Source organism: Aureimonas sp. SA4125 (genome assembly GCF_019973775.1).
Lineage (GTDB): Bacteria > Pseudomonadota > Alphaproteobacteria > Rhizobiales > Rhizobiaceae > Plantimonas.
This window is the reverse complement of sequence record NZ_AP025032.1, coordinates 3,089,048-3,107,585: the sequence shown is the minus strand read 5'-3', so window position 1 is coordinate 3,107,585 and position 18,538 is coordinate 3,089,048. Positions and strand designations below refer to the sequence as shown.

Sequence of the window (18,538 nt, the reverse complement as noted above, 5' to 3'; positions counted from 1 at the left end):
CAGTCAGGATCGGTTTCCATTGGAGCCACAAGGCTTCAGGATCGTTCGCACACGTCCAGTTCGCGTGTTCTGACGAGGCTTGCCGACACGATCCACATCCCGACCGCCGCGGCGACGGCGTACAGGCCCATGGTTGCAAGCTGGAGGTCATAGTCGACCCCGGCGTCGATGAGATACCCGGTCAGCCCCGGCCCCGCGGCGCTGGCGAACACCATCGTGGCGACGACGACGGAGCGGATCGCGCCGAGATGAGCGGTGCCGTAGAGTTCGGGCCACATCGCGCCCGAGAGCGTCGACGAAAAACCGTTGCTGACGCCCATCAGCGCCATGAACAGGAAGATCGCCCAAGGCGCCGTCACGAAGGCGGCGACGAAAGAGGCCGCCGCGAGGGGAAGCAGGAAGAGCGGCAGCACCCTTGCCGCCGAGGTGCGATCGATCAACCAGCCCGCCAGCAGCGTGAAGGCGAGGTTCGCTATCGACATGACGGCAAAACCCGCGGCAAACAGCGTCAGGGGCCAGCCGCGCAGCTCGGTGAGGTAGACCTGGTGGAAGAAGATCGTCGTGGCGACGAAGGGCGGAGCGAGGACGCCCGCCGAGATCAGGTAGAATTTCGGATCGCGAAGGACCTCCGACAAGGTCCAATGCCGGACGGGCGCCCGGAGGATCGTTTCCGGGTCGTTCTGCGGCACACGGTCCCGGCGCAGGAGCAGCGTCACGACGGGAAGCGCGACGAGGACGAGGGCACCCGTCGCCGTGAACCAGGATGCCCGCCAGCCGATCGCGCCGGCCACGATCACGAAGAGGATCGGCAGCAGCGCCTCGCCCGCCTGATGGCCAAGCGTCACCAGCGAGACCGCCCGCCCGCGGTTGGCCGAGAACCAGCGCCCGGTCGCGGTGAAGGCGGTCTGCGTCATCATTCCCTGGCCGAACAGGCGCAGCATGTAGAGCGAGACGACGAGGGCGGGAATCGAGGTCGACAAGCCCATCGACACCGTCGCCAGCGCCAGCATCAGCAGGGTGCAGACGGCGACGGTCGCCGTCCGGTATCGGTCGAGGATGCGGCCGAGGAAGGGCAGCGTCAAGGCACTGCCAAGGGTCGCCAGCATGTACAGCCCGCCGAAGTCGCCGTGGCTCAGACCATAGGCGTTGCGGATCCCGGCGTTCGACAGCGAGATGAAGAAGGTCTGCCCGAACGAGGAGAAGAAGGTGAGGAGGAAGCCGCCGCCGAGCCATCGGCCGTTGTCGGCGATGAACCGCCCGAATGCCTGCACGTCATGTCTCCCGCTCACACGCCCGTCTTCTAAAGCGGGATGGCTTTTCTTCGAATCGCCGACCCGCTTTAGGTCCTTGTCCTCGCATGATCCCGAGCCGGAACCCACCTTTCGGGATCATGCTCTAGTGGAGACCGCCCCGCGCCGACAGGAGAAAATCGCCGAAATCGACATGGTCGTCGGCGGCCTCGACGAGATGGGACGAGGCCCGGATCGCCACGGGAACGTCGAGCGCGGTCGCTAGCGTGACCCATGTCCCGCCGTCGCGCAGCGCCCGCACCAGCGGTACGAGCTTACGGTCGGCGGCAACCAGGACGACGCGCTCGAAGCCGGGCGCGAGCCGGAGGAGGTCGACGGCGAGTTCCACGAGGTTGGTGCCGTAGCGTTCCTTCTGTCCGCGTTCGAAGTCTGCGGGCTGGGCACCTTTCACCTCGATGCCTTCGGCCGCCAGTCGCCCCATCATTCCCCTCAGACGTCCAGCCTCGGTCTCGTCGCGAAGGTCGCGATAGTAGAGGCACCGCCGCGCTCGGGACGGATCGGCAAGCCATTCGAGGAGGTCGGCGATCCTGAGTTGCACCTCGAAGGCCTTGCGCAGCCGATCGCAGTGACTTCCGTCAATGGTGACGAGGATCGGTCCGCCGGGCAATCCGATGCCGGATGACCCAGCCGCCCCGATGGGCGCCTGGGATCGGCTCACCGGATGACGAGCACGGGGACCGTGCAGGACTCGATCAGCGCCGTCGTCGTCGAGCCGACAATGAGGTTGCGGATGCGGGAGTGGCCGTAGGCGCCCATGACGACGAGACCGATGCCGTCCCGCTTGACCTTGGCGGCGATGACGGTCTCCGGTTCCCCGGCCTCGATGCCGACGGTGACGGCGTAACCTGCCGCCTTGAGAGCGCCTTCAGCGGCCCTCAGCCGGTTGCCGGCTTCGCCGGCGCCGTCGCCGGCCATGAAGAGGTGGCAGGGCAGGTTGGAGAGGAGCGGACTAGCGACGAGCCGCTCGACGACCTGCCCCGAGCTACGTCCCCCGTCGAAGGCGACAAGGAAGCTCGCGATGGGAGCAAAGGCGCGCGAGACGACGAGGACGGGCTTCCTGGCCGAGCGGATGACCCGCTCGAGATTGGATCCCAGATGCCCTTTGGCGAAGTCGGCAGCCTCGCCGCGCTTGCCGATGACCAGAAGCCGCGTCTCGCCATCGAGGTCCCGGACCGTGTCGGCGACGTCGCCGTGACGCAGCATCTCCGAGACGGTCTGCGTGCCCGCGGCCCTGATGCGCGAGACCGCATCGGCGACGAGGTGGCGGCCACGCAGATGCGAGACCTTGGCCTTCTGCGCGTCGAGCTCGGCAAGCTGGTTCAGGAGAGCCTCGCGCTCCCCGAATTCGAGACTGCCGCTGAGGTCGAGCGGCGCGCTCGTCGTGTCGCGGCGACCGAGTGCGTGGACGACCTCGACCGGCGCGGCAAGGCGCTGGGCTGCCCAGGCGGCATGGTCGCAGACGCTGGCCGCGTAGATGGACCCGTCGATGCAGGCGATGATCTTCGACATGTGGACGTTCCTCCCTTAGTGGCCCGTGAGGCTGTCCATGGCCCCGGGCTTGTCGTGGATGGCGAGCTTGTCGACGATGGTCGCGCTCGCTTCGTTGAGGCCGAGAATTTCCACCTCGGCGCCTTCGCGGCGGAACTTCAGGATCGCGCGGTCGAGCGCGGCGACGCCGGAGAGATCCCAGATATGGGCGCCGGTGACGTCGATCACGACGCGGTCCACCGACTCCTTGAAGTCAAAGGAGGTGCCGAAGCGTTCCGATGAGGCGAAGAAGATCTGCCCCTCCACCGTGTAGGTGCGGGTCAGCCCGTCGGGCGAGAGGCTCGATGCGACACGGAAGAGCTGGGCGACCTTCGAGGCGAAGAAGACACCCGAGAGCATCACGCCGATGATGACGCCGATGGCGAGGTTGTGCGTCCACACCACCGTGACCACGGTCGCCAGCATGACGATCGAGGACCGGCGCGGATGGTCGCGCAGGTTCTTGATCGATCCCCAGGAGAAGGTGCCGATCGAGACCATGATCATGATCGCGACGAGCGCGGCCATCGGGATGATGCGGACCCAGTCGCCGAGCACGACGATGAGAAAGAGAAGAAAGACGCCGGCGGCAAAGCAGGACAGCCGGCCCCGGCCGCCCGACTTCACGTTGATGACCGACTGGCCGATCATCGCGCAGCCCGCCATGCCGCCGAAGAAGCCGGTGACGGTATTGGCAACGCCCTGGCCGACGCATTCGCGGTTCTTGTCTGATCCGGTGTCCGTCAATTCGTCGACGATCTGCGCCGTCATCAGGGATTCCAGGAGACCCACGACCGCGACCGCCGCCGAGTAGGGCAGGATGATCATGAGGGTTTCGAGGGTCAGCGGAATGTTCGGGATCAGGAAGACGGGCAGCGTATCGGGCAGCGCGCCCATGTCGCCGACGATGCGCAGGTCCATCCCGAAGCCGAGCGACACCGCCGTCAGGACGACGATCGCGACGAGCGGCGAGGGGATCGCGGTGGTGATCCGGGGAAAGAGGTAGATGATGGCAAGCCCTGCCGCGACCATGACGTAGGTCATCGACGGCACGCCGACGAGTTCGGGTATCTGCGCCATGAAGATCAGGATGGCGAGAGCGTTGACGAAGCCCGTCATGACCGATTTCGACACGAACTGCATCGCGTTGCCGAGGCGCAGGAATCCTGCGGCGATCTGGAGGAGGCCCGCCAGCACCGTGGCGGCGAGGAGATATTCGAGGCCGTGGTCCCGCACGAGCGTGATCATCAGGACGGCGGTGGCCGCGGTGGCAGCCGAGATCATGCCCGGGCGGCCGCCGAAGATCGACGTGAGAACGGCGATCGTGAATGAGGCGTAGAGGCCGATCTTCGGATCGACGCCGGCGATGATGGAGAAGGCGATGGCTTCGGGAATGAGCGCAAGCGCCACGACGATGCCGGCGAGGAGATCGCCGCGCACGTTCCCGAACCACTCCTGGCGGAGCGTTTCAAATGAGGTCATGAGGTTCTTCAGGTAGTGGGCGGATCGCGACGTCTGCACTCGGCGGACTGGTAGGCGCTCGGCTGACTTGGTTGGCCGGGGGATCGGCGCCCGGCGTAGCCACCCAATTGAATGGGTCCATACGTGGGGCCTTCATGGCGTGTCGTGCGCAGGATGGCAACCCCTCTTGCCGCTCCGTCATCCCGTCCGCTTTCGGGATGACGTCGCTTGATCCGGCAGGTCTGGGTTTCACGACAAATCGCAAGGTTCCGAACCGAGAGAGGACGAATTCACGCCTGAAGCGGAACGTCTGCATATCCGGCCCCATCGCTCCCGACCCTCGCCCTCGACGGCAGCCGGCTGTCGCGCTGCTGCCCAGTCCCACAGTGCGACGGCGCATTGTTGACGCAGCGAAGGGACGCGCTCCGTGCGGGTTCTTAGCGCGGGCGCCGAGACCCCGGTCGCCGTTTGCGCAGAGCTACGACGAGCGAAGACCGCGGGAGGAAACTGCAGCGCATCAGGAGGGTTCGTCGGAGGACGACTCCACAACCGAAACGGTGGTGAACTCCTCGGAAGCCTCAGCGACCGGCTGGTGCGTAAATCCCCGAAGGCCGGCATGCGTTCGCAGGTCCCGCTCGATCTCGACGGGCGAGATGGCGTAGGCCGTAACGAGTTCAGCGACCGAGCGCAGGGCATGCATGTGGATGCGCTCCCAGCCGTGCGAGGCGTCGACGCCGAAGGTGATCAGCGCGGTGCGCACATCGTGGCCGGCTTCGATCGCCGAGGCGGAATCGGAGCGGTAGTAGCGGAAGATGTCCTTCTGATACTTGATGTCCTGGTCCTTGCAGAGGCGGACGAGCTTCTTGGTCAGGTGGTAGTCGAAGGGCCCGGTCTGGTCCGCCATGGCGATGGTCACGCCGAATTCGGACGAGTTCTGGCCGGGCGCCGAGGTCCCGTTGTCGATCGCGAGCATCGAGGCCACATCGGGTTCGAGGATCGACGCCGCGCCGACGCCGACTTCTTCGGCGATCGTGAAGAGCCAATGCGTGTCGACCGGGGTCACCGCGCCTTCGCGCTCCAGGGCCTGGATCGCGGCCAGCGTGATCGCGACGCCCGCCTTGTTGTCGAGATGGCGCGAGACGATGAAGCCGTTGTCCAGGAATTCCGGCTGCGGGTCGATGGCGACGATGTCGCCAATTTCGATGCCCAGTCGGTCGGCCTCGGCGCGGCTGCGTGCCAATGCGTCAACCCGCAGCTCCACATAGTCCCAGCCGATCGGCAGCGAGTCGATTTCCTCGTTGTAGGTGTGGCCCGAGGCTTTCAGGGGCAGGATGGTGCCGCGGTAGGCACCCTTCTCCGAGAAGACCGTCGACCTTGCCCCTTCGGCAAAGCGCGCCGACCATGTGCCGATGGGGACGAGTTCGAGCCGACCGTTGTGCTTGATGGCCTTTACCTGCGCGCCGAGGGTGTCGACATGGCTGACGATGGCGCGCGAGGAGGCTCGACCGGTGCCCGGGCGAACCGCGATGATCGCGCCACGCCGGGTCAGCTCCACCTTAAGGCCAAGCCGCTCCAGCTCCAGGGAGACGTGACGCACGATCGTGTCGGTATAGCCGGTCGGACTCGGGATGGAGAGCAGTGCTTTCAACTGGTTGCTGAGGTAGGCGGTGTCGATCGCAAGGCGGGGCATCAGGTGTCCGTCTGGTCAGGAAGTTCTGCCGACACGTGCGGAGGCGGGCACGCTCTGCGGGAAAAGAAGATCGACGAAGCGCTCGGCCGTCGGCTGAGGCTCATGGTTTGCCAGTCCCGGACGTTCGTTCGCTTCGATGAAGACGTAGTCGGGCTCTTGCGGTGACTTTACCATGAAATCAATCCCGCAGACCGGAATGGCGATGGCGCGGGCCGCTTCGACAGCGGCCGCAACCAGATCTGGATGAACGTCCGCGGTCACGTCGTGGATTGTACCGCCGGTATGAAGGTTTGCCGTTCGCCGGACGGAGACCTGCTCGCCTTTGCCGATGATGTCATCCATACGCCAGCCGGCCTGCTCGACGCAGCGCTCGGTTTCCGCATCGATCGGCACGCGGCTTTCGCCCGATGTCGCCGCCGAGCGCCGGCGGGAGAGATGCTCGATCAGCTGGCGAATGGTGGAACGTCCATCACCGACCACGATCGGCGGTTTGCGCAGGGCGGCGGCGACGAGCACGTAGTCGATCATCACAAGGCGGAGGTCCTCGCCCTGGAAGCAGGCTTCGAGCAGCACCCGCTCGGACTGTGTGCGGGCGACGGCAATCGCCTTCTCCGCGTCCGCGACGCTCGTGATCCCGACCGCAACGCCGCGTCCCTGTTCGCCACGCGCGGGTTTGACGACAATCGAGCCATGCGTCTCGATGAAGGCGCCGAGCCGCATGGCATCGTCGCCGGCCTCGATCTGTTCGGGCACGACGACCCCGGCTGCCCGCACGATGCGGCGCGTCACGGCCTTGTCGTCGCAGACCGAGACCGCAACCCCCGAGGTCAGCTCGGAAAGGCTCTCGCGGCAGTGGATGGAGCGTCCGCCATAGCTCAGGCGGAAAAAGCCACCCTCGGCGTCCGTCACCTCTGCATGGATCCCGCGCCGACGCGCTTCGTCCACGATGATGCGGGCGTATGGGTTCAGGCACTCGTAGCCGTCGGTAGCGCCGACGAAAAGCCTCTCGTTGATCTCGTTCTTGCGCTTGACGGCGAAGACCCGCAGCCGCTGAAAGCCGAGCTTCTCGTAGAGCGCGATGGCCGAGCCGTTGTCATGGAGAACCGATAGATCCATCGTGGAGCGGCCGGTGTGTCGGAAATGCTCGGCGAGGCGGCGTACCAGCATCTCGCCGACGCGCGGGCGCGGCGTCTGCGGATCGACGGCGAGACACCAGAGCGAGGAGCCGTTGTCTGGATCGTCGAAGACGCCGGCATTGTCGACGCCCATCACGGTGCCCACGATCGCGCCCGTCGCCTCGTCTTCGGCAAGCAGGTAAGTCAGCACCGCGCTGTCGCGGTTCGCCCAGACGAAGTCCGGACTGACCTGGACCATTCCGTGGATCTGGTAGATCCGGTTCATCGCTCTCGCATCGGCCCGCGACGAGAGGCGCCGGATCTTGATGCCTGCCGCCGGGTTGGCGGTCTCGTCATAGCGGGCGAGATCCAGCCGGAAGCTGTGCGAGGGGTCGAGAAAGACCTCCTGCGGTGCATGGGCGAGAACCACATGGGGGTCTCGGATGTAGAAGCCGATATCTCGCCGATCCGAGCCTTCGTCGCGCAGGACATCGATCAGCCCCTTCGCGTCGTCGAAGGTCTGCCCGAAGATCAGCCGACCCCACCCGCAGTCGACATGCACGTTTCGCGTCGCGGCACCGGCGCCGGTTCCCGTCATCCGCCCACTCCATGCTGCTGGAGCCACATCTCGAGAAGCGCCACCTGCCAAAGCTCCGAACCCCTCAGCGGCGTGATGTGGGCGCTCGGATCGGCGTAAAGCGTTTCGAGGTAGCTCTCCTGGAAAAGGCCCCGAGCGCGAGCGGGTTCAGATCTCAGGTGATCGCGAACCATGTCGAGATAGGGTCCGGAAATGTACTTCAGCTGGGGCACGGGAAAATAGCCCTTCGGTCGGTCGATAACCGCGTGCGGCACGACAAGACGGGCAGCCTCCTTCAGGACGCCCTTGCCCTCCTGCTTCAGCTTCTCGGCGGCGGGGATTCGTGCAGCGAGTTCCACCAGTTCGTGGTCGAGGAAGGGCACGCGCGCTTCCAACCCCCATGCCATGGTCATGTTGTCGACGCGCTTCACCGGATCATCCACGAGCATGACGTTCGCATCGATCCGCAGCGCCTTGTCCACCGGATCGGTCGCCCCGGGCATGGCGAAGTGGCGCTCGACGAAGGCGCGGCTCTCGTCGCCCTCGGCCAGCCAGTCCGGCGAGAGCTGCCGGCGAAGGACGGCGTCACTCCGGTCGATGAAGGCACTCGCATAGGTCGAGACGGGATCGGCGGCGCCCGCCATCGGCGGGTACCAGTGATAGCCGCCGAAGATCTCGTCCGCCCCCTGGCCGGACTGCACGACCTTGACGTGCTGGGAGACCTCGCGGGAGAGGAGATAGAAGCCGACATTGTCGTAGGAAACCATCGGCTCCGACATGGCGCCGATCGTGCCCGGCAGGTGCTCCATCAACTCGCTCGACGGCACGAAGATCTTGTGGTGCTTCGTGCCGTAATGGTTTGCGACGAGATCGGAATAGATGAACTCGTCGCCCTTCTCGTCATTGGCCTCCTCGAAGCCGATGGAGAATGTCGTCAGCCCTGCCTGGCCGGCTTCGGCGAGGAGCCCGACGATCAGCGAGGAATCGACGCCCCCCGAAAGCAGAACCCCGACCGGCACGTCCGCGACCATGCGGCGGGCGACGGCGGTCCTCAGCGATTCCAGCACGAGATCGCGCCAGTCGTCCGGCTTCAGCTTTTCGTCGCCAAGACGCGGGCCGAAGGGCGCCGACCAGTAGACCTCGTCCTTGAAACTGCCGTCCCGTTCGACGACCCGGACGGTCGCGGGCGGCAGCTTTCGCACGCCCTTCAGGATCGTCAGCGGGGCCGGCACGACGGCGTGGAAGCTCATGTAATGGTGCAGCGCGACCCGGTCGATCGAGGTGTCGACGTCGCCGGTGCGAAGAAGCGCGGGGAGAGACGAGGCCACGTAGAGCCGCTCGGCGTTGTGCGAGAGATAGAGCGGCTTGATCCCGAACCGGTCGCGCGCAAGGACGACGCGTCCGCTGTCGCGCTCGTGGATGACGAAGGCGAACATGCCGAGGAAGCGCTTCACGCAGTCCGGACCGTAAGCATGATAGGCCTTGAGGATGACTTCCGTGTCGCCCGTCGAGAAGAAGCGGTAGCCCTTGCCCTCCAACTCCCGCCGAAGCTCGGAGTAATTATAGATGCAGCCGTTGAACGCGATGGTGAGGCCGAGTTCGGCGTCCACCATCGGTTGCTCGGCTTTTTCCGAAAGGTCGATGATCTTCAGGCGGCGGTGCCCCAGGCCGACGCGCCCTCGCACCACCTGGCCCCCGCCATCGGGCCCTCGACGCGCCAGACAGGCGGACATCTGCGAGATCCGGTCAGGCGAGGCTGATTGTCCATCGAACCGAATCTCAGCACAAATTCCACACATCGAGCATTGCTCCCGTTATTCGGTATCTTTCGCGCGGCTCGGACAGCCGCACGCAGTGGCTGGCATCACTCTCATCCAAACGGTCCGGGCATGTAGGGTGTCATGCCCAGGCTGGAAGAGTACAGGCTGGAAGAGTGTTGCGACGCGGTGGGCCAGGAACAGGCGCGCAGTTTGCGCGTCTGCCGGGGCGCATGAACCCTGCGGCGATCTGAATAAGGCCAGCTGCCCTGCCGGAGGGAGATCGTCGCGGCCGTGACCGCGCACGAGCGAAGTCACCCGGACGGCGCGGCCGCCGCGTCATCAGAGGCGTCTGTTCCGCTAGTTCTGGCTGAACCGAGGAGAGCGGGCCAGTACGGTCTGACTGTCGCCTGTGATCGTCAGAACAGCCTGTTTCCCGGCCGGAAGCCAGCTGGGGAGCTGCGTGACGTGCCGCAGTGTCCCGTCCGCGGAAGTGCGCGCCTGGGCCACGCTCTCGGACGCGGCGCCGACGGCTCCGACATTGATGCGAACTGCCTCGTTCGCCGGCAGGCCCGTCGCCACGACCTCGACGTCTGCTTCAGGCGTGGTCGACACGGGCGTCACGGAAACGCTGGCGGAGGACTGACCGCCTGTGAGGTTGAGGTTCTCGCCGAGGCTGTCCACCCGTGAACGAAGGTCCGGGTTCTTGTCGAGGATGTCCTGGGCCGACGAGTTGACGCCCTTCGCGATGCTCTCCAAAGCGTTGCCCGTCTGGCCGACGGCCCCTTTGAAGCCGCTCCACAGGCGATTTCCAACCTGTGCGCCAGGGGTTTCGGTCGAAAGCCGTTGTCCGATCACCAGGTCGCTGGAACCTTCGAGAGACGGATTGGCGGCGAGAATGCGTGCCTCGGAAAGGTCGCAGCGTTCGGCGATCGCGCTGAGCGTGTCGCCCCGTTCGACCGTGACATTGCCCTGGCAGGTCGGCGCAACGTCCTGAGCCTGGCCGAGCGACGTGCCCGCTGCGAGCGTCAACGCGATGAGGGGGATTAGCTTGTGCATGGGTCTTGCCTTTCGGTCGGTGGTCCGGTTCGGGATCAAGCCGGCGCGCAATGCGGCTGCGCCGGTTTCGGCGTTATCACTTCGCGGCGTCAGCGCTGGTTCTCGCGTTCCGCTCGAACCGTCGGCTCCATGTTCTCGAAGCTCTCGATGACGCCCTCGGTCTTCGTCGTCACGCCGGGGACCGCCTGACGCTGGTTGTGGACGTCTTCCTGGTCGTTCGCCTGGAGCTGATTGTTGCCCATCCGCTCCTGCGAAAGGTCGGTCTCTGTCACTGCGGCATCGGTGTCACGCGGCCGCGTTGGGATGTTCGTGTTGGTCATCGTGCATCCATTCCGTTGCTGGGATCCGGGCTTGATCGATCTCCGGTCAGGGTCGCCCGCCCGGACGATCATTTGCCGACATCAGGCCGACGCTCATCGTGCCGTCGCTTTCGAGGATGAGAAATTCGACATCCTCGACGCCGCGGCCGCCGTTGGAACGAACCGCCCCGAGGGCCTCATCCCGTGTCACGCGCTCGGACCGGAGGGCGGCGTCGCAGAACTCGCCCTTGCGCACGAGCAGCGTCGGCTCCGACCGGACGACCTTGGCAAAGCCTTTCCAGCGGACGGACATGAAGGCGACGAGGAACTGCATCGAGATCAGCAGGGCCAAGGCCACCACACCCTCGGCGAGTGCGATGGACTCCTGAAGGAGGATCGCCGAAAGGGTCGAGCCGAGGGCGACCGTCACGACCAGGTCGAAGGCATTCAGCTTCGCCAGCGTGCGCTTGCCGGAAATCCGCAGGAAAGCCACGAGCGCGGCATAGGCCAGGACCCCGACGAAGATCGTGCGGACTATCCCCTGCCAATCCTGAAACAGCATGTTCCCCCAGTTCATCGGTCAAACTCCCTTCGATCGCTTCCACCGATGCATGCCATCGTCGCGGCCACGGCGACCGACGCGCTGAGGGTGTCCCTGGCACGCCGCCGGCCGCCAAGGCTCATCGGGTCGGCTCAGTCACGCTCGTACTTGAACTCGGGAGCGGCCGTGAGTTCGTCCTTCGACGTGTTCACGAGCGCCCGCATGGTGCCGTCCTGCTCGCCGAGCACGATGCTCGAAGGGTCCAGAAGAACATAACGGTCTCCTAGTCCGAGAAACCCGCCGACGCTCACGACGACGCCGCTGATCGTCTTGCCGTCCTTGATCACGAGGTCCTCGATCTCGCCAATCTCCTCGTTCTGATTGTTGTAGACGTCGAGGTCCTCGAGGCGGGAGGACATGACATCGGCAGACGAGAACTCGACGAACTTCAGCGCGACCGTCGAAGTCGTGCCCATCGTCATTCCACCTTGGGTTCCGGTGACTGTGGCACCTGCCGCCATCGCAGACGAAGTGGTCGCGGTACCATTTGCTGGCGTCGTGGTCGTCGGTGCCGCAGGCGTGTCAGTCTGGGCGAGCGCCGGGCTGGCCAAGAGAACGGTCGTGGCGGTGATCATGGCAAAGCGGTTCATGATGAACTCCTTCCGTTTGCACGGACTGGGATCGTCCTGCCTCCCTTCATCAACCAGCCACGGCAGATATCGTTCAGATTTAGTTCGTTTCCTGTCTGTAATGTATCCAAAATCTGGCGTCATGATGACGGGAGGAGGGTGCTGAAGTCTGAGCTGAAGGCATGTCGGCGTGCCTATCTTACGCGGACGCGACCCATGATCTCTGAAGTCGCGCAACGATACTCAGGGTCGCGATGGAAGACACGGGCAATTCCATCATCGATCTTCCCTTCGATCTCGTGGCGAGGGGCCGCAGCAGCTGCCGGTCTTTTTCGATCGCCAGCGCTTCCACGGCCCGCTTCATTGCTGCTGCGCCTTATCGCCGGCCTCGAATTCCCGCCCTCGAGGCAGATAAGATGCGCAAGGAGCTCCGCCTTTGGCTGCGGGAGATGCACGGGAAGACGCGGCACATGACGGTCTTCCTCACACATGACCCGGAGGAGGCGCTGGAGCGCTGCCGACCGCGTCGTGGTGATGAGCCCGAGGCAGATCGAGCAGGTCGGCGGTGTCGACGACATAGCCGACCGCCCGGCCAGCCGGCGTGTCCGCCGCGCAGCGTCCCGAGGAGGTTGTCATGTCTCGCCCCGCTCTTGCCCTCGCGCTGCTTCTGTTCTCGGCCATGCGGCCAGCGCCGGGCCGCGGGAGGATGCCGCCAGCGGACGGCAGATTGCCGAGTGCTGGTGCGCCGCCTGCCACATCGTCTCGCCGCAACAGAAGACCGGAAGCGCCGACGTCCGTTCCTTCATGTCCATTGCTAAGAGAGCCGGGGACAATCCGGGCACCCTGGCGGGCTTCCTCGCCGATCCGCACCCCGTGATGGCCGACATGAGCTTGACGCGGCAGGAGATCGACGACCTCGTCGCCTACATCGCCTCCTTGCGCTGATCCGAGCTTTTCAGCCCGATCGTGCCGCCGGCGGCCGTTCGACGCGCGGATTGGCAGCCGGACTTGCGTTCGATCAATGTGCAGTCGCAGGCCATCGTGTTCTCTCCAGATAGTCCAGGGAGGATGCCATGCCCGCTGACGAGAAACCGGCACTGCGCGACGAGATCATCGATGCCGTCGAGGATGAGGAAGCTCTCCTGAAAAGCCGGATCGAGCGGTTCGGCAGCCGGGTGTGGCGCGGACTTCTCGCTGCAGCGAGGAGCCTGCGCGGTGCGCCGGCCAGCGACCGGCATGCACCGTTCTGGCCAAAGTCCGGCGACGCCGAAAACGAACGGTAGGCGGGCCTGTTTTTTGGCCGAAACGGATCGGCCGGGGTAGTGTCCGCGCTCGTGGTGGAAATTCCGACATTGAAAGGTGTGGCTGAGGCGGTCACCGGATAGGGCGGCTAAGGTGGAGTTGCGAGACTTCAACCTGACCGGAGAACCCGATGACCGAGGACAGACTACCGCTTGCCGAGCTTTTTGCGAAAGCCGGGGACGGCGATTTCCTGAGAACGATAGCCGAGAGCGTGATGCAGCTCCTTATGGAGGTCGACGTTGAAGGCATGATCGGCGCCGGGCGCCACGAACGGACGCAGGAACGGGCGACTTATCGCAATGGCTACCGCGACCGCTCGCTCGACACGCGGCTCGGCTCGTTGCAGCTTCGGATACCCAAGCTTCGGCAGGGCAGCTACTTCCCGCCGTTCCTGGAGCCGAGAAAGCTCTCGGAGAAGGCCTTGGTTGCCGTCATTCAGGAAGCTTGGATCAGCGGCGTTTCCACCCGGCGGGTCGACGATCTGGTACAGGCCATGGGGCTGTCGGGGATCGGCAAGAGCACCGTATCGAAGCTGTGCAAAGACATCGACGAACGCGTCGGCGGCTTCCTCGACCGTCCTCTCACTGGCGACTGGCCCTACCTCTGGCTGGATGCGACCTACCTGAAGCAGCGCGAGGGTGGACGCATCGTTTCGGTCGCCGCCATAATCGCCGTGGCCGTGAACACGGACGGCAAGCGCGAGATCGTCGGCCTTCACATCGGCCCCTCGGAAGCGGAGACGTTTTGGTCGAGCTTCCTCAAGAGCCTCGTGCGCCGCGGCCTGTCCGGCGTGAAGCTCGTGATCTCGGATGCTCACGAAGGGCTGAAAGCCGCCATTCGCCGGGTGTTCAGCGCCTCCTGGCAGCGCTGCCGGGTGCATTGGATGCGCAACGCCCTGTCGTATGTCCCGAAGGCGCAGCAGAGCATGGCGGCGGCCGCGCTGCGCCAAGCCTTCGCCCAGCCCGATCGTGCTAGCGCCAGCCAGGCGCTGCGCCACGTCGCCGACCAGCTTCGGGGAAAGTGTCCAAAGCTCGGGGCCTTCATCGACAACAGCGAGACCGACGTGCTGGCGCACATGGATTTTCCCAGTCAGCACCGGACCCGGATCCATTCGACGAATTCCCTGGAGCGCCTGAACAAGGAGGTGAAGCGGCGTGCCGACGTCGTCGGAATCTTCCCGAACGAGGGATCCATCATCCGGCTCATCGGCGCCGTCCTTCTCGAGGCCAACGACGAATGGCAGATCCAGAACCGCTACATGCAGACCGAACCCATGGCCGACCTCATGGCCATGGGCAACACTGCAAAACCCGAACAGATTTCCACCGAAGTCGCCTGAAACGGAGCCGCTTCAGCTACACTCAATTTCCACCACGTTGACGGACACGACCTCGGCCGGTGGCCCGTTCCTTCCCGTGGCCCTGCCGCAAGCTCAGTGCCGCTCCGTGTCTCCGCAAGACCCGCCAGATTCGCCGCAACCCTTCGAGGAACCGCGCATGACCATGGCCGAAGCCTTTCCCGCCACCGACGACCTCGTGCTCCTCGACCGATACTGGCGGGCGGCGAACTACCTGTCGGTCGGCCAGATCTATCTCCTCGATAATCCGCTGCTGCGCGAGCCGCTGAAGCCGGAGCACATCAAGCCGCGGCTTCTCGGTCACTGGGGAACGACGCCCGGACTGAATTTCGTCTACGTCCACCTCAACCGGGTCATCCGCCAGCGCGAGACGGCTGTGCTCTACGTGTGCGGTCCTGGGCATGGCGGCCCGGGCATGGTCGCCAATACCTATCTCGAGGGCAGCTACAGCGAGGTCTATCCCGACATCAGCCGCGATGCCGCCGGGCTGAAACGGCTGTTTCGCCAATTTTCCTTTCCCGGCGGCATTCCGAGCCACGTCGCGCCGGAAACGCCGGGATCGATCCACGAGGGCGGCGAGCTCGGCTATGCGCTGCTCCATGCCTATGGCGCGGCCTTCGACAATCCTGATCTGGTGGTCGCCTGTGTCGTCGGCGACGGCGAAGCGGAGACGGGACCACTGGCTGCCTCCTGGCACTCCAACAAGTTCCTGAACCCCCGGCACGACGGCGCCGTGCTGCCGATCCTGCACCTCAACGGCTACAAGATCGCAGGTCCGACCATTCTCGGCCGGATGGAGAACAGCGAGCTGCACGACCTGTTTTCGGGCTACGGTTACGAGCCGATCTTCGTCGAGGGCCACGATCCGATGCCGATGCATAGCGCCATGGCCGTGGCCATGGATCTCTGCTTCGACAAGATCGCCGCGATCCAGGGGGAGTGGCGCGCCGGTGGCGGCGTCGGGCGCCCGCGCTGGCCGATGATCGTCCTGCGCAGCCCGAAGGGCTGGACGGGACCGGCCGAAGTCGACGGCAAGCGGGTCGAGGGATTCTGGCGGTCGCATCAGGTGCCGATATCAGATCCCCGCACCAGTCCGGCGCATCTCCGACAGCTGGAAGACTGGATGCGCAGCTACGAGCCCGAGCAACTGTTCGACGAATCCGGTGCGCTCGATCCAGCTCTCGCCGCGCTCGCGCCGTTGGGAGAGCGCCGCATGGGCGCGGTTCCGCAGGCCAATGGCGGGCTCCTCCGGCGCGAACTGATCCTTCCCGACATCGCCGATTTCGCGCTCGAGATCGGCGCTCCCGGCTCAACGCTCGGCGAAGCGACAGGCGCGCTCGGCCGCTTCCTCAGGCGTGCGATCGAACTCAACGCGGACGCGGCGAATTTCCGCCTCTTCGGCCCCGACGAGACCGCCTCGAACCGTCTCGGCGCGGTGTTCGAGGCGACGGACCGCGCCTGGATGGAGGCGGTCGAGCCCTATGACGTCGCGCTGTCGGCGGACGGGCGGGTGATGGAGGTCCTCAGCGAACATCTCTGCCAGGGCTGGCTGGAAGGCTATCTCCTGACCGGTCGGCACGGCCTGTTTTCCTGCTACGAAGCCTTCATCCACATCGTCGATTCCATGTTCAACCAGCACGCCAAATGGCTGAAAGCCTCCAAGGCGCTGCCGTGGCGAGAGCCGATCTCGTCTCTGAACTACCTTCTGACCTCGCATGTCTGGCGCCAGGACCACAACGGCTTCAGCCATCAGGACCCCGGCTTCATAGACCTCGTGGCCAACAAGCGGGCCGACACGGTGCGGATCTATCTTCCGCCGGATGCCAACAGTCTGCTGTGGGTCGCCGACCACTGCCTGCGCACTTACGACCGCGTCAATGTCATCGTCGCCGGCAAGCAGCCGGCGCCGCAGTGGCTGTCGATGGAGGCGGCGAGGGCGCATTGCTCGGCCGGTATCGGCCTCTGGACCTGGGCCGGAACCGATGATGTGGGCCTCGAGCCCGACGTCGTCATGGCCTGTGCCGGCGACGTGCCGACGCTGGAAGCGCTGGCGGCGACCGATCTCCTGCGGCAGGCTCTGCCGAACCTCAGGATCCGCTTCGTCAACGTCGTCGACCTGATGGCGCTGCAGTCTCCGGACCAGCATCCGCACGGTCTTTCGGATGCGGAGTTCGACGCCCTCTTCACCCGCGACAAGCCGGTCATCTTCGCCTTCCACGGCTACCCCGCCCTCATCCACCGCCTGACCTACAAGCGGACGAACCACGCCAACTTCCATATCCGCGGCTTCATCGAGGAGGGGACGACGACGACCCCCTTCGACATGGTGGTGCTGAACGAACTCGACCGCTTTCACCTTGCCATCGAGGTGATCGCTCGGGTGCGGGGGCTGAATGAAAGCGCCGCGGCGATCAGTCAGGGGTTCCGCGATCGGCTGGGCGAGCACAAGCGCTACATCGTCGAGCACGGCGAGGACATGCCGGAGATTCGCGACTGGGGCTGGCGCTACGGGACAGGGGCCTCGGGCGGTGACTGATGCGACGCCGCCGGCTGGCGGGCTGACGCTCGCCATCAACCGCGGGTCGTCCAGCGTGAAGTTCGCGCTGTTCGCGGACGCCGCGGCGCCGGCCCTCGCGCGTGGCACGCTGGACGACAAGACCACCCCTGGGTTCGAGGCCAGCGATGCCGTCGGCAATCTTCTCGTTCATCGAGAGCTCGCCCACGGCGTGCCCGCATCCGAGGTGTTTGCCGCGCTTCTCGGTTGGATCGGGGACTTTTTGGGGGAAAGGCGGTTGGCGGCGGTCGGCCATCGGATCGTCCATGGTGGCCATGATTTCTTCGAGCCGGCGGTCCTGACGGCCGCACGGATGGAAGCTCTCGAAGCCTTGACGCCGCTGGCGCCGCTGCACCAGCCCCGCTGCCTGGCTCCGGTGCGAGTCATCGCGGAGCTTGCTCCCGACCTCGTGCAGGTCGGCTGCTTCGACACGGCCTTCCACCGCAGCATCGATGCGACCGTGCGGCGCTATGCCTTGCCGCGCCGCTTCGAGGAGAAGGAAGGCATCCGCAAATACGGCTTTCACGGTCTTTCCTACGAGCACATCGCCGACCGGCTCGAGACGATGCGAAGGGACACCGGATCCCCGACGGTCGTCGCCCATCTGGGCAGCGGCGCCAGCCTTTGCGCCATGAAGGACGGGCGCAGCCACGACACCAGCATGGGCTTCAGCGTCCTTGACGGGCTGCCGATGGCGACGCGCTGCGGAGCGATCGATCCCGGGGCCATTCTGTACCTGCAGCGGCACATGGGGCTCAGTGCTGCGGAGGTGGAGGACATCCTCTACCACGAGGCCGGGCTGCTCGGTGTCTCGGGCATCACAGGGAACATGCGCGACCTTCTCGCCAGTTCGGATCCGCACGCGGCCGAGTCGGTCGATCTCTTTACCTTCCACGTCGCCCGCGAGGTCGCCGTCATGGCCAACACGCTGGGCGGCATCGAGAGACTGGTGTTTACCGGGGGCATCGGCGAGCATCAGGCACCGATCCGTGCCGCGATCTGCGCGCGCCTCGCCTGGCTCGGTGTCGTCATCGATCCCGAGGTGAACGATCGTGGCGGGCCCTGCATCTCAGCCGGCGGCAGCCGCGTCGGCGTTCTCGTCATCCCGGCGGACGAGGAGCGCGTCATCGCCCGGCATGTCCAGTCGGTTCTCAGGGGCTGACCGGGCAGGACGATTATGACGCCCCTGTTGCCGGCTTCCCTGCTGCGTGATCGACGGCGTCTTGGGGCCTGCCGGGAAGCCGAGCCCGCATCCTGCTTTTTCTCCGGCGCCCCGGTAGCCGACTGAAATGGCCGCTCCTCTGGGCAGAAACAGGCACAAAGCGGTCAATAGCGCATCGCACCAATTCGTTTGCCATCA

The 18,538-nt window shown here is 65.4% G+C and carries 16 protein-coding genes, 1 pseudogene and 1 other annotated feature; of the genes and pseudogenes, 6 read left to right on the top strand and 11 right to left on the bottom strand.

Features of this window, described 5'->3' with window-relative positions:
* Positions 1 to 35: 35 nt before the first annotated feature.
* From Sa4125_RS14605 to Sa4125_RS14555, 11 genes are all read right to left on the bottom strand, one after another.
* Positions 36 to 1,271 (bottom strand): MFS transporter, encoded by a 1,236-nt coding sequence (locus Sa4125_RS14605; protein ID WP_223998896.1) that lies wholly within the window; start codon positions 1,269 to 1,271, stop codon positions 36 to 38.
* 124 nt (positions 1,272 to 1,395) lie between these two features.
* The gene (locus tag Sa4125_RS14600; RefSeq protein ID WP_223998895.1) at positions 1,396 to 1,968 is read right to left on the bottom strand and encodes an NYN domain-containing protein; all 573 of its coding nucleotides are present in this window, start codon (positions 1,966 to 1,968) and stop codon (positions 1,396 to 1,398) included.
* Complete coding sequence (locus Sa4125_RS14595; RefSeq protein WP_223998894.1) at positions 1,965 to 2,819, bottom strand: universal stress protein; 855 nt, start codon at positions 2,817 to 2,819, stop codon at positions 1,965 to 1,967. Before Sa4125_RS14595 ends, Sa4125_RS14600 begins: the two co-directional genes overlap by 4 nt.
* Positions 2,820 to 2,834: 15 nt before the next feature.
* Positions 2,835 to 4,319, bottom strand: coding sequence for a SulP family inorganic anion transporter (locus Sa4125_RS14590; protein ID WP_223998893.1), 1,485 nt, complete (start codon positions 4,317 to 4,319; stop codon positions 2,835 to 2,837).
* A gap of 69 nt (positions 4,320 to 4,388) precedes the next feature.
* Positions 4,389 to 4,441: a sequence feature (sul1 is cis-regulatory element that is thought to sense ions involved in sulfur or methionine metabolism; They are found in Alphaproteobacteria), on the bottom strand.
* A gap of 374 nt (positions 4,442 to 4,815) precedes the next feature.
* The gene (locus Sa4125_RS14585; RefSeq protein ID WP_223998891.1) at positions 4,816 to 5,988 is read right to left on the bottom strand and encodes an osmoprotectant NAGGN system M42 family peptidase; all 1,173 of its coding nucleotides are present in this window, start codon (positions 5,986 to 5,988) and stop codon (positions 4,816 to 4,818) included.
* A 15-nt stretch (positions 5,989 to 6,003) separates the two neighbouring features.
* Complete coding sequence (gene ngg, locus Sa4125_RS14580) at positions 6,004 to 7,701, bottom strand: N-acetylglutaminylglutamine synthetase (protein ID WP_223998888.1); 1,698 nt, start codon at positions 7,699 to 7,701, stop codon at positions 6,004 to 6,006.
* Positions 7,698 to 9,479 (bottom strand): N-acetylglutaminylglutamine amidotransferase, encoded by a 1,782-nt coding sequence (locus tag Sa4125_RS14575; protein WP_223998887.1) that lies wholly within the window; start codon positions 9,477 to 9,479, stop codon positions 7,698 to 7,700. The genes ngg and Sa4125_RS14575 overlap by 4 nt, the downstream gene beginning before the upstream one ends.
* Before the next feature lie 318 nt (positions 9,480 to 9,797).
* A complete protein-coding gene (locus Sa4125_RS14570; RefSeq protein WP_223998885.1) occupies positions 9,798 to 10,496 on the bottom strand; it encodes a LysM domain-containing protein in 699 nt (232 codons plus the stop codon).
* A gap of 89 nt (positions 10,497 to 10,585) precedes the next feature.
* Positions 10,586 to 10,816, bottom strand: a complete 231-nt coding sequence (locus tag Sa4125_RS14565; RefSeq protein WP_223998883.1) for a hypothetical protein — start codon at positions 10,814 to 10,816, stop codon at positions 10,586 to 10,588.
* A 46-nt stretch (positions 10,817 to 10,862) separates the two neighbouring features.
* Entirely contained in the window at positions 10,863 to 11,372 is a 510-nt protein-coding gene (locus Sa4125_RS14560; protein ID WP_223998881.1) for a YetF domain-containing protein, read from the bottom strand.
* Positions 11,373 to 11,488: 116 nt separating this feature from the next.
* Entirely contained in the window at positions 11,489 to 11,986 is a 498-nt protein-coding gene (locus Sa4125_RS14555; RefSeq protein WP_223998879.1) for a PRC-barrel domain-containing protein, read from the bottom strand.
* 377 nt (positions 11,987 to 12,363) lie between these two features.
* Here Sa4125_RS14555 and Sa4125_RS14550 point away from each other — a divergent pair.
* The 6 genes and pseudogenes from Sa4125_RS14550 to Sa4125_RS14525 form a co-directional block, all read left to right on the top strand.
* Positions 12,364 to 12,562 (top strand): annotated as a pseudogene (locus Sa4125_RS14550) (sulfate ABC transporter ATP-binding protein); the annotation flags it as partial.
* Between the two features lie 207 nt (positions 12,563 to 12,769).
* On the top strand, positions 12,770 to 12,910 hold the full coding sequence (locus tag Sa4125_RS14545) for a hypothetical protein (RefSeq protein WP_224008204.1): 141 nt from the start codon (positions 12,770 to 12,772) through the stop codon (positions 12,908 to 12,910).
* Positions 12,911 to 13,038: 128 nt separating this feature from the next.
* The gene (locus Sa4125_RS14540; protein WP_223998877.1) at positions 13,039 to 13,248 is read left to right on the top strand and encodes a hypothetical protein; all 210 of its coding nucleotides are present in this window, start codon (positions 13,039 to 13,041) and stop codon (positions 13,246 to 13,248) included.
* A gap of 149 nt (positions 13,249 to 13,397) precedes the next feature.
* Positions 13,398 to 14,606, top strand: a complete 1,209-nt coding sequence (locus tag Sa4125_RS14535) for an IS256 family transposase (protein WP_223998301.1) — start codon at positions 13,398 to 13,400, stop codon at positions 14,604 to 14,606.
* A 157-nt stretch (positions 14,607 to 14,763) separates the two neighbouring features.
* Positions 14,764 to 17,160, top strand: a complete 2,397-nt coding sequence (locus Sa4125_RS14530) for a phosphoketolase family protein (protein ID WP_223998875.1) — start codon at positions 14,764 to 14,766, stop codon at positions 17,158 to 17,160.
* A complete protein-coding gene (locus tag Sa4125_RS14525; protein WP_223998874.1) occupies positions 17,153 to 18,340 on the top strand; it encodes an acetate/propionate family kinase in 1,188 nt (395 codons plus the stop codon). The genes Sa4125_RS14530 and Sa4125_RS14525 overlap by 8 nt, the downstream gene beginning before the upstream one ends.
* Positions 18,341 to 18,538 lie beyond the last annotated feature (198 nt).

Coding starts and splice junctions, on each gene's coding strand:
- Sa4125_RS14595 (WP_223998894.1), bottom strand. CDS start 2,819: ATGTCGAAGATCATCGCCTGCATCGACGGGTCCATCTACGCGGCCAGC.
- Sa4125_RS14590 (WP_223998893.1), bottom strand. CDS start 4,319: ATGACCTCATTTGAAACGCTCCGCCAGGAGTGGTTCGGGAACGTGCGC.
- Sa4125_RS14585 (WP_223998891.1), bottom strand. CDS start 5,988: ATGCCCCGCCTTGCGATCGACACCGCCTACCTCAGCAACCAGTTGAAA.
- ngg (WP_223998888.1), bottom strand. CDS start 7,701: ATGACGGGAACCGGCGCCGGTGCCGCGACGCGAAACGTGCATGTCGAC.
- Sa4125_RS14575 (WP_223998887.1), bottom strand. CDS start 9,479: ATGTGTGGAATTTGTGCTGAGATTCGGTTCGATGGACAATCAGCCTCG.
- Sa4125_RS14570 (WP_223998885.1), bottom strand. CDS start 10,496: ATGCACAAGCTAATCCCCCTCATCGCGTTGACGCTCGCAGCGGGCACG.
- Sa4125_RS14565 (WP_223998883.1), bottom strand. CDS start 10,816: ATGACCAACACGAACATCCCAACGCGGCCGCGTGACACCGATGCCGCA.
- Sa4125_RS14560 (WP_223998881.1), bottom strand. CDS start 11,372: ATGAACTGGGGGAACATGCTGTTTCAGGATTGGCAGGGGATAGTCCGC.
- Sa4125_RS14555 (WP_223998879.1), bottom strand. CDS start 11,986: ATGAACCGCTTTGCCATGATCACCGCCACGACCGTTCTCTTGGCCAGC.
- Sa4125_RS14545 (WP_224008204.1), top strand. CDS start 12,770: ATGTCCATTGCTAAGAGAGCCGGGGACAATCCGGGCACCCTGGCGGGC.
- Sa4125_RS14540 (WP_223998877.1), top strand. CDS start 13,039: ATGCCCGCTGACGAGAAACCGGCACTGCGCGACGAGATCATCGATGCC.
- Sa4125_RS14535 (WP_223998301.1), top strand. CDS start 13,398: ATGACCGAGGACAGACTACCGCTTGCCGAGCTTTTTGCGAAAGCCGGG.
- Sa4125_RS14530 (WP_223998875.1), top strand. CDS start 14,764: ATGACCATGGCCGAAGCCTTTCCCGCCACCGACGACCTCGTGCTCCTC.